Genomic DNA, 21106 nt, shown 5'->3' on the forward strand with positions numbered 1-21106 from the left:
CCGGTACCTACTGATATTTTTTTCCTTACAGTAATATTGGGCATGACTTGCAAGCTTTTATTTTTTGCTTATGGTATAATAGTAAATAAATTAACTCAACTAGAAAGGATTTTCTATGACCAAACAAACTATTGCTATCTTGGGACCTGGTTCATGGGGGACTGCCCTGGCTCAGGTTCTCAACGATAACGGTCATACTGTCCGCATTTGGGGAAATATTCCCGAACAGATTGACGAAATCAATGAACAGCATACCAATACCCGCTACTTCAAGGACATTGTCTTAGACGAAAATATCAAAGGTTACAAGGATTTGGCGGAAACTCTAGATGGAGTTGACGCTGTTCTCTTTGTTGTTCCAACCAAGGTGACCCGCCTGGTTGCCAAACAAGTTGCTCAAGCCCTTAAACACAAGGTTGTTGTCATGCATGCTTCCAAAGGGTTGGAACCAGATAGCCACAAACGCTTATCTGAAGTCTTGGAAGAAGAAATTCCTGCAGATCTCCGTTCAGAAATCGTTGTGGTTTCTGGACCAAGCCATGCAGAAGAAACCATTGTCCGTGACTTGACCTTGATTTCAGCGGCCTCCAAAGACTTGGAAACAGCCAGCTATGTCCAAAACCTCTTCAGCAACCACTACTTCCGCCTCTATACCAACAATGATGTGATTGGGGTAGAAACGGCCGGTGCTCTAAAAAACATCATCGCTGTTGGTGCAGGTGCCCTTCACGGTCTTGGATTTGGCGATAATGCCAAGGCAGCTATTATCGCCCGTGGCTTGACTGAAATTACACGCCTTGGAGTTGCCATGGGGGCCAATCCCTTGACTTACAGTGGTCTGTCCGGTGTCGGTGACTTGATTGTTACAGGTACATCCGTTCACTCACGGAACTGGCGGGCTGGTGATTTGCTTGGCAAGGGTGAAAAACTGGAAGATATCGAAGCCAACATGGGCATGGTCATCGAAGGGATTTCTACCACCAAGGCAGCCTACGAATTAGCACAAGAATTGGGCGTTTATATGCCAATCACTCAAGCCATCTACAGCGTCATTTACCAAGGAACTAGCATCCAGGACGCTATCAAAGATATCATGTCCGGCGAATTCCGCCATGAGAATGAATGGTCTTAATAAAATAGTTATTATACAAATATAAGGAGATTGCACCATGACAAAAAAAGTTAGAAAAGCTGTCATCCCAGCAGCTGGATTAGGGACTCGTTTCCTACCTGCTACTAAGGCGCTTGCCAAAGAGATGTTGCCGATTGTGGATAAGCCAACCCTTCAATTTATCTTTGAAGAAGCCCTTAAATCAGGTATTGAGGATATCTTGGTTGTAACCAATAAATCCAAACGTTCCATCGAAGACCACTTCGACTCAAACTTTGAATTGGAGTACAACCTCAAAGAAAAAGGAAAAAATGATCTCTTGAAATTGGTTGATGATGCGACAGCCATTCGCCTACACTTCATTCGCCAAAGCTATCCCAAAGGGTTGGGGGACGCAGTCTTGCAGGCCAAGGCCTTTGTTGGAAACGAGCCGTTCGTTGTTATGTTGGGCGATGACCTCATGGATATCACAGACGATACCGTTAAACCAATCACTAAACAACTGATTGAGGACTACGAAGCGACCCATGCGTCAACACTTGCAGTTATGCCAGTCCCTCATGAGGAAGTTTCTTCATACGGTGTCATTGCCCCGCATGGAGAAGGTATCAACGGCCTATACAGTGTGGAAACCTTTGTGGAAAAACCAAAACCAGAAGATGCACCGTCTGATTTGGCCATTATCGGGCGCTACTTGCTAACTCCTGAAATCTTCAAAATATTAGAAAATCAAGAACCAGGTGCAGGCAACGAAATTCAGTTGACAGATGCCATTGACACCCTCAACAAAACCCAGCGTGTATTTGCTCGTGAATTCACGGGAAAACGCTACGATGTCGGAGATAAATTTGGCTTTATGAAAACATCGATTGACTACGCCTTGACCCACCCACAAGTCAAAGATGATGTGAAAGACTACATCATCGACCTTGCTAAACAATTCCAAACTGAAGAAGAAAAGTAAAAAAGGCTCTTTGTCAACTGTAGTGGGTAGACGAAAAGCTAACACCTAGAGAGGACGAAATTCGTTCTCTCATTTTTGATGTTTAAAGCAATATATATCTTGGTTTTAAAGTCCGTAAAGTTCCTAAAGCCGAACGCTTGCCTCTTGATGTCTTTGATGAGTTTATTGGTCGCTTCCAGCTTAGCGTTGGAATATGGAAGCTCCATGGCGTTCGTGATGTACGTTTTATACTTTAGAAAAGTTTTAAAAACAGGATTGACAAGATCCAAATTGTCTTCCAGAAGCTCGAAGAAATATTTCGAGTTCATCTCTTGGAAATGGAAGAGAAGGATCTGATAGAGTTCGTAATAGAATTTCAGTTCCTTAGAGAACTTCAATGTCTTCTGGACAACCTCTCTCGGTGTTACTGTTTGCCCAAAAGTGCGAGAAAAGAAGCGATTCAGAGACAGTTTTCGACTATCTTTTTGGAGAATACGCCAGTGATTTTTCATGGATCGATAAGGTAGGGAACGCGTATCGAAAGTCTTCATAATATCAATTCTAGTCGTCATCATAGCACAGCTGAGGTGTTGGATAATGCGAAATCTATCAAGAACAATTTTCGCATTTGGAAATAACTGTTTGATGATAGGAATATAGCTCCCCGACATGTCTACCGTCACGACTTTGACAGTCTCTCTAACCGCCCTAGGATACTTGTAGAAATAGTTCTTTATGGTTGCTTGGCGGTTATTCTCTAGAATGGTCACAATGTGTCTCGTCTCAAAATCCTGAGCAATAAAGGCGAGTTTTCCCTTGTTCCGACTAAATTCATCCCAGCTCAAGACTTTTGGTAATGTCGTAAAATCATGCTCAAATTGAAACTGAGCCAGTTTCCTCTGGACGACCGATACGGAGATATGTAATCTCCTAGCGATGGCTATATTGGTCATGTTTTCTGTATGGAGTTGTGTCACTTTGTCCCAAATAGGTTGGGAAATCTGACAGTTTTTCTTGACTAGAGCTGTCTCAGCTACAGTCACTTTTTGGCAAGATTTGCATTGAAACCGTCGTTTCTTAAGCAAGAGGAGGGTCGGAAAGCCCTGGCAATCCAAAATCGGAATCTTTGACGACTTTTGAAAATCGTACTTGATACACTTCCCTTGGCAATGAGGACAGCTAGGGCTGTCATAATCCAGCCTTGCCCGAATTTCCAGATGGGTCTGATGTTTTAAAACGAAGAGAATTTTGATGTTTTTGTCTTTGATTCCGATTAGTTCTGTGGTATGATAAAGCTGTTCCATATGAACCCTTTCTAATGAGTTGTTTAGTCGCTTTTCATTATAGGTCATATGGGACTTTTTTTCTACACTTAAAATGGCTCCATAAACTCTACAGTGGATTTACCCACTACAGAAATTATAGAGCCGTAAAAAACTAGCAACCGCTAGTTTTTTCTTATATCACATAAAATATACCTAATAATAGGGCGATCAGACCCAGATAACCAATGAAACTGTAGAAGATCTGTTTTCCTGTAAAAAGATCTTTTTCTACAAGAGGCGGAAGGAACATCACAACCAAGCAACCTCCAACAGCTCCTCCAATATGCCCAGCCATGCTAATGGTTGGATTGAAAAGACCTAGAACTAGGTTGAGCCCCAAAAGAACCATGTAGCGTTGACCAAGAACTTGCAGATAGGGGCTGCGGCTAAATTTCCTCAAGAGTGCCATAGCTGCAAAAAGACCAAAGAGAGAGGTCGATGCACCTGCCCCAACTACGTCTGGTGTAAAGAAGAGGACGAAGAGATTTCCCATTATCCCAGACAAGAGATAGAGGAGAAAGAAGCGCCGTGCTCCAAATAGTCCTTCTAATTGATAACCCAAACCAAGCAAGGTAATGCTGTTAAAGATAAAATGTTCCCAACCAATGTGGACAAAGATGGGGGAAATCAAGCGCCACAACTGAGTTGGATCATAACGTACCACTTGGCCATACATGCCACCAAACTCAAAAATCGTATAGGCTGCCGTCGTCTGCCCAAAGCGAAATATCTGTATCAAAAGAAAAACAAGAGCCGTAACCGCCAACAAGGCATTGGTCACAGGGTAGCGCTTATCAAAAAAGTTCTTCAAAAATCAACAACTCCTTTACTGGAATATCAAATACATCTGGTTCGAAATCATAGACTTGAAAGTCTGCCAAGGTCGATACCGTTTTCCCCTGATAATCTGCTAGGTAGCGATCATAAAAACCACCTCCATAGCCCACTCGAAAACCCGCATGGTTCCAAGCTAAACCGGGCACATGGATCAACTTAACCACAGACTTATCCACAGGCTGTGAATAAGTCCCAGGTTCCCAAACTCCAAACCTAGATTTCACCAAATCATCAGGATTATATTCTACAAAATCCATGCGCCCTTGTGAATAGGTCTTAGGGATGAAAATCTGCTTTCCATCCTTTTGAGCCTGTTCAATCAAGTAAGAGGTATCAAACTCATGGGGCATGGAAAGGTAGGTACCAAGCGACTTTGCGCTCTGATAGGCCGCAGAAGCAAGGAGGCGTTCCGTTAGCTGCTGGCTCCACTTGGCTCTCTGACTGCTTGTCAATCCTTTCAAGCTCTGCAAGGCTTCTCGTCGAATACTGGATTTATCCACAGAAACTCCTTTTCTTTCAGAAAAAGACTGGAAAACCCAGTCTAGTTTGCTTTCATTTTCAAAAAATCGCTCAACTTATCCACAGCAAAGGGAAGCACTTCCTCTTTGGGGCTGAGACGAGGATTGTGAAGGGGATAAGGCGTATCCACACCCAACCAAAACATAACACCCGGCACCTTATTGAGCAGGTAGCCAAAGTCCTCACCCGTCATGGCAGGTGGACAGTCAATCATCTCTACACCATCAAGACCACCAAAGTAGGTCATGAGTTCATCCGCCAATTGAGGATTATTTTCCACAGGCAGATAGCCGCTTGGATTAAGCTCGATGTCCAGGTCCACTCCAAAGGACAGGGCAATTCCCTCTGCCACTTCCCGCACCCGTTTTTGCACCAATAGGCTCATACTCTGGGTCAAAGCCCGAATGGTGCCATGCAAGAAGGCAGTTTCCGCAATGACATTATTGGTCGTGCCCGCGTGCATGGAGCCGAAGGTTACCACAGCCCCCTCAATCGGATCAACGTTACGGCTGACCACCGACTGCACCTGAGTCACAAAGTAGCTGGCTGCCACCAAGGCGTCATTAGCGGTATGGGGAAATGCTGCGTGGCCACCTTTTCCTGTAAACCGTATCTTGACTTCACAGGTCCCAGCAAAAAGGGTCGCACGGTTGGTGGCCATTTGACCGACTTTTAGGTCCGGTCGGACATGGAGCCCATAAAATTCATCTGGCAACCAATCTCCAAAAGCTCCCGCTTCATACATGAGCATGCCACCTGCTAGATTTTCCTCCGCAGGCTGAAAGAGGAAGAGAAGGTTGTTTCTTGGTTGCTGCTCTGCCATTTTCTCCAAAAGCCCCAAGGCAATGGTCATGTGGAAATCATGTCCGCAGGCGTGCATCCTGTCTGGGTGGAGGGACTTGAAGTCCAGGTCCGTTTCTTCCACGATCGGAAGACCGTCAATATCCGCCCGCCAGCCAATCGTTTTTTCAGGAGCAGAACCTGTCAGATAGACTAGGATACCTGTCTTCCAAGTGCGGACTTGGGCAAAGGTACAATCTTGCAGTAAACCTTCAATAGTTTCCATAAGAAAGGCGTGGGTCTTGAACTCCTCCATGCCCAGCTCTGGAATCTGGTGGAGGGCCCGGCGTGTCGCAATCAAATCTAGCATAGCTACCTCTTAGAGTGTCCGCAAAGCCTCTTCCAAGGCTGTTTTTTGTTGGGTTTGAGCGTCGATTTCCTTGATGATGCGGGCTGGTACACCTGCCACCACGACGTTTTCAGGGACGTCTTGAGTTACAATAGCACCGGCTGCCACAACAGAGCCGCTACCGATTTGCACACCCTCGATGACAACAGCATTGGCACCGACCAAGACATTGTCACCAACGCGAACTGGCTCGGCAGACGCTGGCTCGATGACACCCGCAAGGACCGCACCAGCACCGATGTGGCTGTTTTTACCAACCGTCGCACGTCCGCCCAAAATCGCACCCATGTCGATCATGGTACCTGGACCGATTTCCGCACCGATGTTGATCACCGCTCCCATCATGATAACAGCATTGTCGCCGATGGTCACTTGGTCACGAATAATGGCACCTGGCTCGATACGAGCGTTAATGTTACGTTTGTCAAGCAAAGGCACAGCTGAATTGCGGCCGTCTTGTTCTACAACGTAGTCCACATTTTCAGTCAAGTTTGCCAAGAGTGGCTCAACGTCCTTCCAGTCACCGAAGAGGACATTGCCAAGCTTTGTCACTTCAGCAGGAACAGGACCTGCCAATTCTCCTTCAAAGGTCACTTTAACAGTTGTCTTTTTCACAGCATTACCGATAAAAGCAATGATTTCTTGTGCAGTCATTTTTTGTGCAGTCATAATGATTCCAATCTAAAAATAATATTTTTACTATTATATCAAAATTTTCTGAAAATTTGATGATGAAAAACAAAAAAATTAGAAGTTCTACCTCCTAATTTTCATGTATTATTTTAATCTTCAATTTCTTTTCTGGGATTAACAGCCCCAACGATATAATCTTGAACTAAACCTGTGTCATCTAGTACAATTCCGTGGAGAACTCCGCCGTAAACAGCTCCACCATCAATCCCCATTTTCCCATCTGAACTGGTCCAGATTTGGCTAATGCGGAGCTTTGTTTGATAGAGGTTATAAACAGGAGTATGCCCAAAGACAATCATCTTCCCTGTGGTATTTTCAGCCTCATGGAAAGGAGTTCTAAGCCAGACTTTATCATGATTGCTGGTTTCGCGCCAGTCCGGTAAGGTCAAGTCCACACCAGCATGTACAAAGATATATCCTTCTGTTTCCAGATGATAGGGACAAGATGTGACAAAATCAATCAGGTCCCCATATTGTTCCATCACTGCATTAGCATCTACCAATCCATCTACAGGAGCATCCAAGGGACGACCAAGAAGAGAGTTAATCGTCGTATCGCCACCATTTCTCCGATAGTGGTCATAGCGGTCAACCGGATCACGTAACCAAGCCAGAAACATCCGTTCATGATTGCCCGTTAAGCAAATCGCGCCCTTTTCCCGCACCAAGCTCCAGACCAATTCCAAACAAGCTTTGGAATTTTCCCCGCGATCAATCAAGTCACCCAGAAAAATCAGCTGTTGTCGCTCTTCATTCCATTTCTTTAAAATATCAAGCAGGAGTTCAAACTTACCATGAACATCTCCTACTACAAAAAATTCTTTTTTCATAGAAAATATTCTACCATATTTCTAATGGAAAGAAAAACTGACCGTTTTCCGATCAGTTTTTCTTTTTAAGTCATTCAAGCAAATATTTGAACCAAGCTATTCAACTGTACAACTGGGGAAATGGCTGTAGAAACATGAAGAGTTCCAGGTAAGGTCCCTTCTGTCGAGCCATCAAATGCAATGGTGATATGACCTAGAGCTGAAAGGTTTTGCTCTACGACAGAACCAACTGCTGTAATGGGATACTCCACACCGTCAATGACCAAGCGCCCACCAACTTGGATAGAACCTGACAAATCCTTGTTGCTAATCTTGTAGCAGTAATCTGCCAAATCGATTGGTGCTTCCATGCCAAACAAAATCAGCATGTTCGCCTCTGCAATCATTTCTGGAGCTTGGGCTCCGATACTTACAATAGTTGCTTCAAAAATTTTTGTCATTCTTCTATCCTATCCTATTCAATAAAAATTTTTGCTTAGCTGTACAAACCAAAACTTGCCAACCAAGCGACGATGACACGTGGGACACCGTTCAAAAAACGTGAGTAGAGTACCGCTGGTACACCAACTTCAACTGTTTCAGATTCTGCTTCTGATAAACCAAGGGCTACCGGAATAAAGTCACAACCATTTTGCGTATTGATAGCAAAGAGGGCTGGGAGAGCCATTTGTGGCGGAATGTTACCCTTGCCAATTTCCACACCAATTAAGGTACCAATGATTTGACTGATAACAGCACCTGGGCCCAAGAGTGGAGAAAGGAATGGCAGAGAGCAAATGAAACCAATCAGAATCAAGCCCCATACATTACCAGCCAGTGGCACCATGAGTTTTGCCAACCAGTTTCCGACACCAGAGCCTTGGATAATCCCTATCAAGAGAGATACAAAGGCCATGAATGGAATAATGGTGTTCAACATGGTTTGAATAGCTTCGCGAGCCGCTTGGTTAAAGGTCGCAACCACCTTACCAGCTCCCATACCAATCCGAGCAATCAAGCTAGATTCTGCACGTTGTTCGGTGATTTTTTTGCTGGTATCATAAGTCGGTTTCTTCTCGGTTGCCACGCTTGTTGCTACAGCGGCTTCTGAGCCGTCTGCCAAGCTAATCTGCTCCACACCAACGTTTGAAACATAGATGTCCTCTGTGATGTACTGGGCCAAGGGACCGCTCTTACCGGTTGGAATCACATTAATCGTTGGAATGCCTTTTTTAGGATAAATACCACAACGCAGGGTTCCACCACAATCGACAATAGCAAGAGCAATTTCTTCATCTGGAATAGAAGTCTTGAAACCATTGACCGCTTCCATACCTGTTAATTCTGCGATTTTATCGACAATGGCTGGCTTTTCGCCGCCACCTGTAATATAGATAAACTTGTGTTTTTCTTCTGTCGGAGTGATGACCAGAGGGCCACCGAAACCACCGCTACCTTTTACAACTTTTATGCTTTTGTATGCCATAGGAATATCCTCTTTCTATCAAAGTGTCTTGCTGAGTGTGATACCTTGTTGTTTGGAAACGTAAGCTGTTGTAAAGTCTGTGACCCAACCACCTACAAAGTTCATCACCAAACCAACCAAGAGGTAACGAATCGCCAAGTCCATGGTATTCAAACCAAGTGCTTGGACACCTGAGGCAATCCCCATCCAGACAAACAATTCACCTGGGTTGATGTGCGGGAAAACACCATTTGACGTATGACAGAATTGCATCTGTGCTGCAACAAATCCTGGTTTATAGTATTCTGGTAAGAAACGTCCCATACTGATAGCCATCGGATTTCCTAAGATAAAGGCTGACACGAATGGCAAAATCATATAGCGACTAATAGGGTTTTTAGCAGAAGCCTGTGCCAGCTTGTTGACCCGTTCTTCACCCAAAAGGGCAATCAAGGTATTCATGGCTACCAAGAGCATGAGGACAACAGGTACGATACCAGTCATCCAGCTGATAAAGGTTTCTCCGCCCAGCTTGAAGAGATTCATAAAGCCTTCGGCAAATTTTACAATATAGTCCATAATAAACTCCTTTGTTTTTTATTTTTTGAACTGTAACTTAAGACGAGTGGACAAGAGTTTTAATTGATTGCCCACATTCAACACGGGTGCGAACTTCGGAACATCCTCGTAATTCCCAGCTTCTGTCCTGAGAAAAACTTCTCTGGCATCCTCAATCGCAATCTGCAAGAGCTTGTTCTCCTTTCTAATCAGTGGATTGTAGGTGTCGAAGTAGTGAATATCCTGACCGATATAGTCTGGCATAGTCTTAAAACGTGCCGCAACGGTTACTCCTTGCATCCGTCTAGCATCTAGGACCTTCCCCGACTGATCTACTGCAAACATGACAATCGTCCCAGCCTTGATTTTCCCCGCTCGACGTCCGATGGCCACACGGCCCTTTTTACGCAATTCAGAATAGGTCGTATTAAAATGTTTCAGCTGTTTGAGCCCGAAAATGATTTGCAAGATATAGGCAAGAATCACCACCGCTCCCAAGATATAAATAGAATCCATTTTTCCTCCTATTCTTCCACCTTACAAGGTCAATTCATCTGACCGCTGATCAATTCCTAGTCGTTCTTTGATGTGCAACCGCTTACCCATACGGAAGGTATTGTCAAAAATATTAAATAGTAAATCTTGATTAAACTCATCCAATTCTGACGGAACAAAAATCAGAACGAAATCTTGAACTGTTAGTCCAGTTTGACTGGATAAGTGCAAACTGTCTTGAACAGGCACCACCAGTATAATCTGCTCTAAACTTGCATCTGTCAAATGTGGATAAGCATAGCCATCTTCAGAAATCGCTGGACGTTCCTTTTCCTTCTTCTGCAACTTATCTGCTGCTTCTTGTCCAATTACTTGCTTAGCTACCAGTTGAGCCAGTAAGGCCTTCTGATTGTCTTCATAACTTTTATTTTCATCAAACCGAGCTAGCTCCACTTGACAGTGCATCTGGATTTTACGCCCCAGTACCGTCCGTTCTAGGGCTTCCCTCTCTGCTTGATTTTCCTTGGTTACCAAAGACAAGGACAAGAAGGGCTGAAAGAGTTCCTGGCTGTACAAGAGATTGTCTGTGAAGATAAGGTCATAGGTCCGATTCAGTTCCTCATACGGCGGATGATTGGCAAAGTCCAAGAAATCCAACTGCACTTCGTTATTGAAAACCTGGCGAATCTGATTGTCCACCAAGTAACTGAAGGACTGACCCGACTGTGTGATGACAGCTACCTTGGCAATCAAAGGCTTGCTCTTACGAGCCAGTAACAACTCCATCCAGGCAGCTAATAGGACAACTTCCTTGTCCGAGATTGTTAGACCTGTCCGTTCCATGACACGCTCGACGAAAAATTGAGAAACCACCTTGGAGAAGGAACTTTGAATCAGTTGTTCACGTAGGCTAATCTCTGTGAACTGCCATTTCATCACACTTCGATTGAGCATATAGACCAAGTGACGTTGCAGAATAAGAGCACTTTCTTCGATGTCCAAGCTAATTCCAAATTCTTGGACTGTTAACCCCAAGACTTCTTCGGCCATTGCCAGAATATCTGGTCGTCCAATCTCTGAAGCCAATAAGCCAATCTGCATAGGAAAGGTTAGAAAGGCTTTTTCTGCTCTGCTGATTTCTCGTCCTAAGAAGTAAGCCAGAATATCATAGAAGATAGACGGCAAGTCCAGCTTATCTTGGCTAGTAAACCATAACAAGCCCTCTTCTCCGACAGCCTTCTCTTTTCGAAGAATGGTCAATTTCAGAGTAGATAGGAAGGTCCGCTCCACATCTAGCGGAAAGCGGTGGTTATCCATAAAATCCGCATAGGTTGCCAACAATTCTTGAGGTAACTCTACTTCATGCTCCACATAGTCCATGACTTCATAGAGATAGAGCAAGCGTTTGTTCAACTCTGTCCCAACGATTTTGATACCGACACCGGACTTGGACTCCAATTCCAACTGATAACTCAGCAAAACTTCCTTCATCCGATTGATATCACGGCTGAGGCTTCGCCTGCTGATGCCTAACTCCTCTGCAATGATATCGGCTGAAATAAAATCATCTATTTCTAATAAGGTTTGGAAGAAAATTGCCTGCCGCTTATGAAAGGAATTCAAATCTGTTGACAGTAGTAAATCCTCTGTCACCAAAATCTTGAAAGCTTCCTCATCAACGATATGCAGACTTAATTTTCCACCTTTTTCTTGAATGGAAAAGATATGGTCGTAGCTATACAAAAGCCCCTCTATCAACAATTTTAAAGAATGCCTAGATAGATTCAATCTCTCTTCCAAGCTATCGTAACTGACGCTGGCGTGAGATGATAAGTAATACAATAAGGCTTTTTTGTTTAGCTCTAAACTCATTTCTCTTTCCTAACCTCTGGTTTTTCCGCCTGCCACGTTGGTCGTCACACCGGTAATGTAGCTGGCCCTATCTGACAAGTAGTAGCAAACCAAGTCCGCTACCTCACTCAAACGACCACTACGTCCTAGTGGAATAGTGCTGGTATTTCCGTACCCTGCACGCAATTCGTCAACTGTTTTTCCACGTGTGTAGGCTAGTGCTTCTTCGTAGGCTAGCGTGCGCAGACCAGTTGCTTCCATGATACCCGGTGCAATTCCTACCACACGGATACCATGCTTGGCCAATTCCTTGGACCAAGACCGAGTCAGCGAATAAACTGCTCCTTTGGTCGCTGCATAGACACTCTGTCCCTCACTACCTTCTAGACCTGCTTCAGAAGCCATATTAATGATAACGCCTGAACCCTTAGCTGCCAAAATACGAGCAACTTCTTGGGATACGAAGAACAAACCTTTGAAATTGATATTTATCATCTTATCAAACTTAGCCTCATCTAGTTCATGCTGGCCGGCTTCTTCCTTTGTATCGACCAACAAGCTTGGAATGTTGATTCCCGCATTATTGACCAGACCATCAATGGTTCCAAAATGTTCTACGACTGCTGCAACTGCCTCTTTTACAGCCTGATGACTAGCTACATTTGTTTCCACAAAAAGTAGTCGCTCGTGGGATACCTCCGAATCTCGAATATCCAAGTTAGCAACCTTGGCTCCCTGCTTTAGCAATCCTTCTACGATAGCTAGACCAATACCTGAACTTCCCCCCGTAACAACATAAACCTTATCACGAATATTCAACCAATCTGACATCATCATGTCCTCCCATTGTTTTCTAACAAATTCAGTATAAACTGAAAACGCTTCAAAGTTAAGGACAGGATTTTTCAGACTGTTAAAAAAATAGTGTCTAGAAGTATCATATCTCTTAGTATAACAGATTTACTATCAGCATCCTGTATGGACATGTAAAAAACGACACTCTTAACGACTGTCGTTTTTGAAGCTATACTTTTGTTCTGTTACAAACGTGCGTTCAATTCTGCACCCAGTTCTTCAAATCCTGGTTTGCCAAGAAGGGCGAACATATTTTTCTTGTAAGCTTCTACACCTGGTTGGTCAAATGGATTGACACCATTGAGGTAGCCAGACAAGGCGATAGCCAATTCAAAGAAGTAGATAGTGTAACCAAGTGTGAACTCATCTTGTTGTGGCAGAGTGACAAACATGTTTGGTACGCCACCATCTGTGTGAGCAAGAAGCACACCATCCGTTGCTTTTTTGTTTACAAAGTCAACGTCTTTTCCTTGCAAGTAGCCAAGACCGTCAAGATCTTCTGCCATTTCTGGAATCAGGATATTTTTTCTTGGCTTATCGACGCGAATAACTGTTTCAAAGAGGTTGCGGTAGCCTTCTTGGATAAACTGACCAAGCGAGTGCAGGTCCGTTGAGAAGTTAGCCGATGTTGGGTAAATACCTTTTTGGTCCTTGCCCTCAGACTCACCTGCCAACTGTTTCCACCACTCGCTGAAGTATTGAAGAGACGGCTCGTAGTTGGCCAAGATTTCTGTCACATAGCCTTTTCTATACAGAATGTTACGGACTACAGCATATTGGTAGGCTGCGTTTTCTGCAATTTTATCAGATGAATAATCCTTACGAGCTGCGTTAGCACCTTCCATAAGGGCAGTGATATCTGCACCTGCAGCAGCGATTGGCAAGAGACCAACGGCTGTCAAGACAGAGAAACGGCCACCAACATCATCTGGAACAACAAAGGTTTCCCAACCATTTGCGTCAGCCTCAACTTTAACTGCACCACGTGCCTTATCAGTTGTCGCATAGATACGTTTGTTGGCTTCTTCTTGACCGTATTTCTTAACAAGCAATTCCTTAAAGACGCGGAAGGCAATAGCTGGCTCAGTTGTTGTTCCTGATTTTGAAATTACGTTTACTGAGAAGTCCTTATCCGCCACATAGTCAACCAAGTCTGCCAAGTAGCTAGATGAGATAGAGTTTCCAGCGTACAAGATTTGTGGTGCCTTACGCTCTTCCTTTGGTAAAAGATTGACAAAGGAATTGTTCAAGAAATCAATAGCAGCCTTGGCACCGAGGTAAGAACCACCGATACCGATAACTACCAAAACTTCACTTTCATTTTGGATTTTAGCAGCCGCTTCCTTGATACGAGCAAATTCTGCTTTGTCATAGTTTTCTGGCAGATCCAACCAACCAAGCATTTCTGCTCCTGCACCTGTTCCCTTACGCAAATCCGCATCGAGAGCTGTTACCTGACTTTGTAAAAAATCAATTTCTTGTGGGGCAACAAATTGGCCCAAGACTTTTGAATAATCAAATGTAATATGTGTCATGTCATTCCTCCATTTATGTACCATAATATGATAACGCTTTATCATGTTTTTTTCAAGGAATTTATCAATTTTCATTTATTTTCATAAAACCGTGCTTGTTTGCATGTTATTTTCTGAAAATTGTTTGTAATTTACCCTTGCATAATAGTCTTCCAAGTACTCCCCGCTTTGTGTCACAGTTATCAATTCTGGACATAGCTTAGACAGTAAATAAAGTGGCAACAAACTGAGATACCAAATAGTCATCACTTCAAAAATGAATGTATTATTATTTCCTCGTTGAATATAGCGCTGTTTGTACTCCGCTTTTAGACGAGGATGGGGAATATAGATATGAAAAGGAATGCCCTGAGAAACAATGACCGTCAGTACCATCCTCACCAAAAAATTGAGGGCTACAAGGACCGTCTTTCCCTCTTCGTGTAAGGCATAGGCCTTGTTCACATATACATTTTTATAGTTTTTATCTTTAATGGGACGGGGAGTGGATTTCCGTTCTTCCTTGGTCAAATGTCTGACGCTGCTATTATCATACTTAATATCAGACATCTCCAAATCGACTACATGAGCATATTTCTTGGCCAGGGTCGTTTTCCCCATACCTGGAAAAGCAAATATAAACATAGGCTTTCCTCCTTTTCCCCTGTAGAATAGCAGAGCTAACAAAAAGTTTTCTTAAGTGGAAGTCTATTTTACTCCTTTTTCCCTATAAATCAATAGAAAAATCCAAAAATCAGTCCCCAGACGGAGATAAAAGTACTTGCTAAGGCAGTTGCCCTTATTTCTAAAAATTAGACAAAGAAAACCCTCTGAAAAGCTTGACTTCAACGGGTTTTTAGACTATACGCAAAAAGAGCACACACCCGACTTCGCTTAGGGCTGCTGGATTCCTCCCCTGACCCGCTTCACGCACGAATGTTGCTCCACTTATTATTATAACACAAATCAATGAAAGTGCAAGTTTAGACTACAAACTAGCTATCCGAAACTGTCCCTTGCTGAGCTTTCAAGGCCTCTTTTTCTACTTTTTGTTTTTCTCTTCTCTGCCTAAAAAAGTCCTGCATGATCTGGGCACAAGAATCTTCCAAGAGCCCTGTTTCCACTTCCACACGGTGATTAAGCCGCTCATCCGTTAAAATGTCGTATAGGCTACCTGCCGCCCCAAACTTTTGATTAGCAGCTCCATAGACCGCCCGTGGAATGCGGGCAAGACCAATGGCACCGCTACACATGACACAGGGTTCAATGGTCACAAAGAGGGTCGTATCCAGCAAACGCCAATTGCCCTCCACTTGATTGGCCTCTTGAATAGCCATCACCTCCGCATGCATAATGGCCTGATTAAGCTCCTCACGGGCATTATGCCCACGACCAATAATCTGTCCATCCTTGACAATGACACAACCGATGGGAATTTCATCCTTCTCCAGCGATTTTTCAGCCTCAATCAAGGCCTGGTTCATAAAATATTCTTTTTCTTCTTGTGTATAGTTCATAGGATTATTATAACAGAAATAGCGTCTAAACCTGAAACTTTTTCCCAATATCAAAAATACCTTCTCGCTTGGAGAAGGTAGGGGGGAGAGCAATGATCGATCGTTCGGAACGTATTATAATATATTATTATTTTGTTGTCAAGAGCTAATTAACAATTTACAAGCTATTTGAACCGTTCTAGAAATCAATCTAGATAGGAGTGCTGGATAAAGTAATAGCGAAACCTGGAACACTTTATTCCGTATTCCTTCTACTGTCCTTATATGTTATACAAAAATGCACAGATTGTTAAGAGAGAGAAATTTCGAAAATAGAAAACAGCCCCGAAGGGCTGTCTGTACATTTTCTATTACAATTCGCCAACCAATTTCACTACGTTTTCTACAGTGAAGCCGTAGTTGTCAATAACTGTTTGTGCTGGAGCTGATGCACCGAATGTGTCGATACCAAGGACTTTACCGTCAAGGCCGACATACTTGTACCAGCTTTGAGTAGCACCCATTTCAATAGCCAAACGACGACGGATAGCATTTGGAAGAATTTCTTCCTTGTAAGCTGCGTCTTGAGCATCGAAGAGCTCAGTTGATGGCACAGAAACCACACGAACTTTTGTACCAGCTGCTTCTAGTTCTTTGGCAGCTTTGACAGCCAAGTTGACTTCTGAACCAGATGCAAGAAGGATTGTATCAAAGCCTGCTGCTTCATAAACCACATAAGCACCTTTGGCAACCTTGTCAAAGTCTGTTCCTTCTTCAACTGTCAAGTTTTGACGAGTGAGGACAAGTGCTGATGGTGTAGATTTGCTAGTCAATGACAAATACCAAGCTGCCTGTGTTTCACGCGCATCTGCTGGACGGAAGACGTTGAGGTTTGGCATAGCACGAAGTCCTGCCAGGTGCTCAATCGGCTCGTGAGTTGGTCCATCTTCACCAACTGCGATAGAGTCATGAGTGAAGACATAAGTCACAGGAAGTCCTTGAAGGGCTGACAAACGAACAGCTGCCTTCACATAATCTGAGAAGACGAAGAAGGTACCACCATAGACACGAAGTCCACCGTGGGCTGCCATACCGTTCAAGATAGTACCCATAGCAAATTCACGCACACCGAACTGGATATTACGGTTGAGTGGATTCGCAGAATCTTGCAAACCATCTTCCTTGATATAGGTCATGTTTGAGTGAGCCAAGTCAGCTGAACCACCGAGGAAGGTTGGCAAGACCTTAGCTGCTGCGTTGAGGGCATCTTGTGATGAGTTACGAGTTGCTTGTGAGAAGCCATTTTCGTAGACTGGGAAGTCTTCTGGTTTCACTTCCACTACATCGCGACCTTCCAAGATAGCTGTTACTTCAGCTGCTAATTCTGGATGAGCTTGCTTGTAGTCTTCTACTAATTTCACCCAAGCATCGTAAGCTGCTGCACCACGATCTGCTACATTTGCCTTGAAGTCAGCATAGACTTCTGCTGGAATTTCAAATGGAGCGTAGTTCCAGTCAAGTGCCTTACGAGTTGCTTCTGCTTCCTCTGGTCCAAGCGGCGCACCATGGACTGCGTTTGTACCTTGTTTGTTTGGTGAACCGTGACCGATGACAGTCTTGATTTCGATAAGAGATGGCTTACCAGCTGCCTTAGCTTTTTCAATAGCAGCAAAGATTGCATCCACATCTGTTCCGTCTGTTACGATATCTGTGTGCCAGCCATAAGCATTGTAGCGAGCACGCACATCTTCTGTGAAGGAATCTTTTGTTTCTCCATCCAAGTTGATATCGTTTGAATCATAAAGAACAATGAGTTTTTCTAATTTTTGAAGACCAGCGTAAGAAGCCGCTTCTGCAGAAACACCCTCCATCAAGTCGCCATCGCCACAGATTACATATGTATAGTGGTCGAAGATTGGGAAACCATCACGGTTGTACTTAGCCGCTAGGAAACGCTCAGCTTGAGCAAAACCTGTCGCAGTTGAGATACCTTGACCAAGAGGACCTGTTGTCGCATCAACACCAGCTGTGTGACCAAATTCTGGGTGACCTGGTGTTTTTGAACCCCACTGACGGAAGTTTTTGATTTCGTCCATGCTGACATCTTCAAAACCTGAAAGGTGAAGAAGTCCGTAAAGCAGCATAGAGCCGTGACCTGCTGACAAGATAAAGCGGTCGCGGTTGATCCAGTTTGGTTGAGCTGGGTTGATGCGGAGTTCTTTAGTGAACAAGCTATAAGCCATTGGTGCCGCACCCATAACAACACCTGGGTGACCTGATTTTGATTTTTCAATGGCATCGATACCAAGGAAACGAATTGCGTTTACTGAAAGTTGTGACATCTTATTCTCCTTTAATAAAGTCATAGTTCTATTATACCATAAAGCGTTTTCGCTTGTCATTTTCAAAAGGCAGGACTTGCGTCCCGCCCTCGGAGTGATCTATTATAGCAAGGCCTTGAATTGAATGTTTGAATCTTCCAAGAAGCAATCGTCAAAGCCACGTGGGTGATGGTATTCAATGCGGTCTTTGTCAAGTGGATAGGTGTACTTGCCACCAACTTCCCAGATGAATGGATGGAAGTCGTATTGCAAGCGTTCTTTACGCATTTTCCATAGTTGCAAGATTTCATCTGTTGATGCCATAAAGTTAGACCAGATGTCATAGTGAACAGGGATGATTACCTTAGCACGCAAGTTTTCTGCCATACGAAGAAGGTCGATTGATGTCATCTTGTCTTGGATACCGATTGGGTTATCACCATAGTTGTTGATAGCAACGTCAATGTTGAAGTCACGACCGTGTTTTGCAAAGTAGTTAGAGAAGTGTGAGTCTGCACCATGGTAAATCGTTCCGCCAGGTGTTTCAAAGACATAGTTGACTGCCTTGCGAGCCATGAGCTCATCTGTCACAGGAAGACCTGCTAGCTTGCCACCGTTTTCTTCGTAGCCTTCGATTGGAAGAGTTACCAAACATGTACGGTCGAAGGATTCTACAGCGTGTACCTTGATGTCTTTGAATTCAAAGCTGTCGCCTGGTGCGATACGGATGATACGGTCAGCTGGAACGCCCCATTTTTCCCAGATATCGCCACTTTCAACTGGTCCTACAAATTTGACATGGTCTAATTTTGGATTGTTGATGATAGCAGCTGCAGTGCTGATGTCCATGTGGTCGCTGTGTACGTGTGATACAAGGTAGTAGTCCAATTCATTGATAGCGAATGGATCGATAACCATTGGTTGTACACGCAAGTTTGGTTGCAATTTGCGCACACCTGCCATGTTAGCCATTTGGTGACCCCAAACCATATCTTTTACTTTTTTAGTTGACTTACCGCGAGATGACCAAAGGTCCATCACCACGTTCGCACCACCTGGTGTCTTAATCCAAACACCACAGTTACCAAGCCACCACATAGCAAAGTTGCCTTCTGGCACTACTTCTTCTTCAATTTCTTCATTAAGCCAAGTTCCCCACTCTGGGAAAGTTGAAAGAATCCATGATTCTCTTGTAATATCTTGAACTTTAGCCATTTTTCATTCCTCCTATAAGGCTGATTGTATTTCTATGTTTCTAGTATATGCGCAAAAGGTCACAAAAAAAAGACCAAATAAAACACAGGCTTGTGTTCACATTTGGACTTTAAGGCTTAGGCAAGCAAAATCAGTACAAATCTGTTTCAATGTCGCGACTAGATACATTTGACAGCAGTTCATTACTGATGAGCTTTTGCAGTCTGCCTTTGAGTTCTTGGACTGTCTTTCCATCTGATAAATAGCCAGCCAAGAGCTTATCTAACTCTACTGCAAATCCCTGTTTCTCATCAGACAGGCTACGGTATTTGGCAAAGTGGGTGAGATTGAGTACGTCATCGAAATCCAAGATTGGATGGACCCGTACCAGTGGGAAATCCGTTTCCAAACCCTCACTAGTTGTAATTAAGAAATCTACTTCCAACAAATCTTCAACACTTTTAAATTGCTCCGTAGTAAAAACTGCTCCAATTTTCTTGTCAGGCAAATGATGCTGGCACTGTCTATAGAGCAGGCGTTGAACAGAAACTCCCTCATCACAGATTAGATAGATGTTTTGGCTCTGTACCTTGCGGGTTCCACTTCGGCGAATAGCCCCTCCTAGATGAATGGTCAGATAGGCAATGTCCTCATCTGTCAGCTCAATCTCCCATTCCTCCTCTAATATCTTGCCGGAAATTTGGGTAACAGCAAACAGGGTGCTATATTTTTCCTGGATTTGCTTGACCATTGGATTTTTTGATAAAATCCCATAGGTCTTTCTGAAGAGTAGGGCCTTACAGTGAGCCAAGAGATGTCTAGCTAGTTCCTCTGGATTTTCCAATTCAAAGGAAGAATGCACTTCAAAATGATGAATAAACCGGTCAACCACTCGTTTTAATTCAGCAAAATCTTGGCTGGTCACATGAATATCGCTATCTTTTCGATAGGATAGAAGCAAGATAGCAATCAAGGAAACCTCGATATCGTCTAGCTCCAATTCAAAACTAGACCACAGTGCCTCCTTAAAATCTTGCGCCACCAGATACTCAATCCGTTCTCGAACCTGTTCAAATTCCTTGAGAATAGCGCGTTCTTCCAACTCATCCAACTCCATATTGCGATAGCTGAGTAAGAGAAAGGGGAGAACCTTAAGCATAAACTCAATCTCATAACGGTTGATTTTCTTCCCTAATTTCTTCTCTAAACCAGGTACCTGTTTCTGCCAAAAACGAGCCATTTCTTCTGAGAAGAGAATTTGATAACCAACTAAATCCGATAATTTCTCTTCAAGGACTTGAAGAAAGCCCTTGTTGGCATCTGAAAAAATGCTATAAAGTAGAGAATGAACATACTGGATTTTGTTCAGGGGATGGCAAACTAAGCTATAGCCTTGGCTCTTGGACACATAGAGGGTCATCTTATATTGCTCCTGTGTCAGTTGCGATCGAATTTCATTGAGGTCATTCAAGACTGTGTTACGAGAAACCTCTGTCAGTTCCATAAGCTTTTCAATGGTTACCCGTTCGGGTGTGATACAAATGTAGACCATCATCAATTGAATACGTTCATCCATATTCATAATGTAGCTATAGGAATCAATGGAATCTAAGAGTTGGCGACAGGCTTGCTTTTGCTCTTCGGACAAGCGAATGCCTATCCGAGGCAGACTTTCCAGAGCTTCAATACCTTTTGGCAAAGAAGCATTGATTTTTTCCAAGTGGTAGTAGATTTTTCTACGCGATTGTTGCAATTCCTTGGAAATAGCCATAATGGTTTCTGGCTCTTGGATACCAATCAAATGACGCAATAAGGCACAACTGCTTTTATCTAGTAACACCGTTTTTCCCTCCTCTCTTTCTCTATCTTAACACATTTATGCACCAATTTCTAATAATTATAAAAACTGAACGTATTCGTGCATCTTCATT

The 21106-nt window shown here is 43.5% G+C and carries 20 protein-coding genes and 1 other RNA gene; 2 read left to right on the forward strand and 19 right to left on the reverse strand.

From position 1 onward, the window contains the following. Positions 1-115: 115 nt before the first annotated feature. The gene (locus tag C1E58_RS09250; RefSeq protein WP_105210139.1) at positions 116-1132 is read left to right on the forward strand and encodes an NAD(P)H-dependent glycerol-3-phosphate dehydrogenase; all 1017 of its coding nucleotides are present in this window, start codon (positions 116-118) and stop codon (positions 1130-1132) included. Positions 1133-1169: 37 nt separating this feature from the next. Beyond that, positions 1170-2075, forward strand: a complete 906-nt coding sequence (galU, locus tag C1E58_RS09255; RefSeq protein ID WP_105210140.1) for a UTP--glucose-1-phosphate uridylyltransferase GalU — start codon at positions 1170-1172, stop codon at positions 2073-2075. 38 nt (positions 2076-2113) lie between these two features. Here the strand turns inward: galU and C1E58_RS09260 are convergent, their stop codons facing one another. The 19 genes from C1E58_RS09260 to C1E58_RS09350 all read right to left on the reverse strand — a co-directional run bounded on the left by C1E58_RS09260 (position 2114) and on the right by C1E58_RS09350 (position 21015). Further along, entirely contained in the window at positions 2114-3358 is a 1245-nt protein-coding gene (locus C1E58_RS09260) for an ISL3 family transposase (protein WP_105210141.1), read from the reverse strand. Positions 3359-3512: 154 nt separating this feature from the next. Beyond that, positions 3513-4190, reverse strand: coding sequence for a rhomboid family intramembrane serine protease (locus C1E58_RS09265; RefSeq protein WP_105210142.1), 678 nt, complete (start codon positions 4188-4190; stop codon positions 3513-3515). Beyond that, positions 4174-4716, reverse strand: coding sequence for a 5-formyltetrahydrofolate cyclo-ligase (locus C1E58_RS09270; RefSeq protein ID WP_105210143.1), 543 nt, complete (start codon positions 4714-4716; stop codon positions 4174-4176). The genes C1E58_RS09265 and C1E58_RS09270 overlap by 17 nt, the downstream gene beginning before the upstream one ends. Before the next feature lie 41 nt (positions 4717-4757). Further along, positions 4758-5885, reverse strand: coding sequence for an N-acetyldiaminopimelate deacetylase (locus tag C1E58_RS09275; protein ID WP_105210144.1), 1128 nt, complete (start codon positions 5883-5885; stop codon positions 4758-4760). 9 nt (positions 5886-5894) lie between these two features. Beyond that, positions 5895-6593, reverse strand: a complete 699-nt coding sequence (dapD, locus tag C1E58_RS09280) for a 2,3,4,5-tetrahydropyridine-2,6-dicarboxylate N-acetyltransferase (protein ID WP_024376132.1) — start codon at positions 6591-6593, stop codon at positions 5895-5897. 113 nt (positions 6594-6706) lie between these two features. After that, positions 6707-7447, reverse strand: coding sequence for a metallophosphoesterase (locus tag C1E58_RS09285; RefSeq protein ID WP_105210145.1), 741 nt, complete (start codon positions 7445-7447; stop codon positions 6707-6709). A gap of 74 nt (positions 7448-7521) precedes the next feature. Next, the gene (locus tag C1E58_RS09290) at positions 7522-7887 is read right to left on the reverse strand and encodes a PTS glucitol/sorbitol transporter subunit IIA (protein ID WP_105210146.1); all 366 of its coding nucleotides are present in this window, start codon (positions 7885-7887) and stop codon (positions 7522-7524) included. 35 nt (positions 7888-7922) lie between these two features. Further along, positions 7923-8912 (reverse strand): PTS glucitol/sorbitol transporter subunit IIB, encoded by a 990-nt coding sequence (locus C1E58_RS09295; protein WP_105210147.1) that lies wholly within the window; start codon positions 8910-8912, stop codon positions 7923-7925. Positions 8913-8930: 18 nt separating this feature from the next. Further along, on the reverse strand, positions 8931-9470 hold the full coding sequence (locus C1E58_RS09300) for a PTS glucitol/sorbitol transporter subunit IIC (RefSeq protein ID WP_105210148.1): 540 nt from the start codon (positions 9468-9470) through the stop codon (positions 8931-8933). Positions 9471-9488: 18 nt separating this feature from the next. After that, positions 9489-9965, reverse strand: coding sequence for a transcriptional regulator GutM (locus tag C1E58_RS09305; protein ID WP_044775974.1), 477 nt, complete (start codon positions 9963-9965; stop codon positions 9489-9491). 21 nt (positions 9966-9986) lie between these two features. Beyond that, positions 9987-11816 (reverse strand): BglG family transcription antiterminator, encoded by a 1830-nt coding sequence (locus tag C1E58_RS09310; protein ID WP_105210149.1) that lies wholly within the window; start codon positions 11814-11816, stop codon positions 9987-9989. A 9-nt stretch (positions 11817-11825) separates the two neighbouring features. Then, complete coding sequence (locus C1E58_RS09315; protein ID WP_105210159.1) at positions 11826-12626, reverse strand: SDR family oxidoreductase; 801 nt, start codon at positions 12624-12626, stop codon at positions 11826-11828. Positions 12627-12835: 209 nt separating this feature from the next. Next, on the reverse strand, positions 12836-14185 hold the full coding sequence (locus C1E58_RS09320) for a glucose-6-phosphate isomerase (protein WP_105210150.1): 1350 nt from the start codon (positions 14183-14185) through the stop codon (positions 12836-12838). Positions 14186-14266: 81 nt separating this feature from the next. Then, positions 14267-14809 carry a hypothetical protein gene (locus C1E58_RS09325; RefSeq protein ID WP_105210151.1) on the reverse strand — a complete coding sequence of 181 codons (543 nt, stop codon included), beginning with the start codon at positions 14807-14809 and terminating at the stop codon, positions 14267-14269. 213 nt (positions 14810-15022) lie between these two features. Continuing rightward, positions 15023-15118, reverse strand: an RNA gene (gene ffs, locus C1E58_RS09330) — signal recognition particle sRNA small type. A 41-nt stretch (positions 15119-15159) separates the two neighbouring features. Further along, a complete protein-coding gene (gene tadA, locus C1E58_RS09335; protein ID WP_105210152.1) occupies positions 15160-15681 on the reverse strand; it encodes a tRNA adenosine(34) deaminase TadA in 522 nt (173 codons plus the stop codon). Positions 15682-16031: 350 nt separating this feature from the next. Next, complete coding sequence (tkt, locus tag C1E58_RS09340; RefSeq protein WP_105113487.1) at positions 16032-18002, reverse strand: transketolase; 1971 nt, start codon at positions 18000-18002, stop codon at positions 16032-16034. 102 nt (positions 18003-18104) lie between these two features. After that, positions 18105-19196, reverse strand: a complete 1092-nt coding sequence (ulaG, locus tag C1E58_RS09345) for an L-ascorbate 6-phosphate lactonase (RefSeq protein WP_024376139.1) — start codon at positions 19194-19196, stop codon at positions 18105-18107. A gap of 130 nt (positions 19197-19326) precedes the next feature. Further along, a complete protein-coding gene (locus C1E58_RS09350) occupies positions 19327-21015 on the reverse strand; it encodes a BglG family transcription antiterminator (RefSeq protein WP_105118619.1) in 1689 nt (562 codons plus the stop codon). Positions 21016-21106 lie beyond the last annotated feature (91 nt).

It is taken from the genome of Streptococcus suis (genome assembly GCF_002964575.1).
GTDB lineage: Bacteria > Bacillota > Bacilli > Lactobacillales > Streptococcaceae > Streptococcus > Streptococcus suis_R.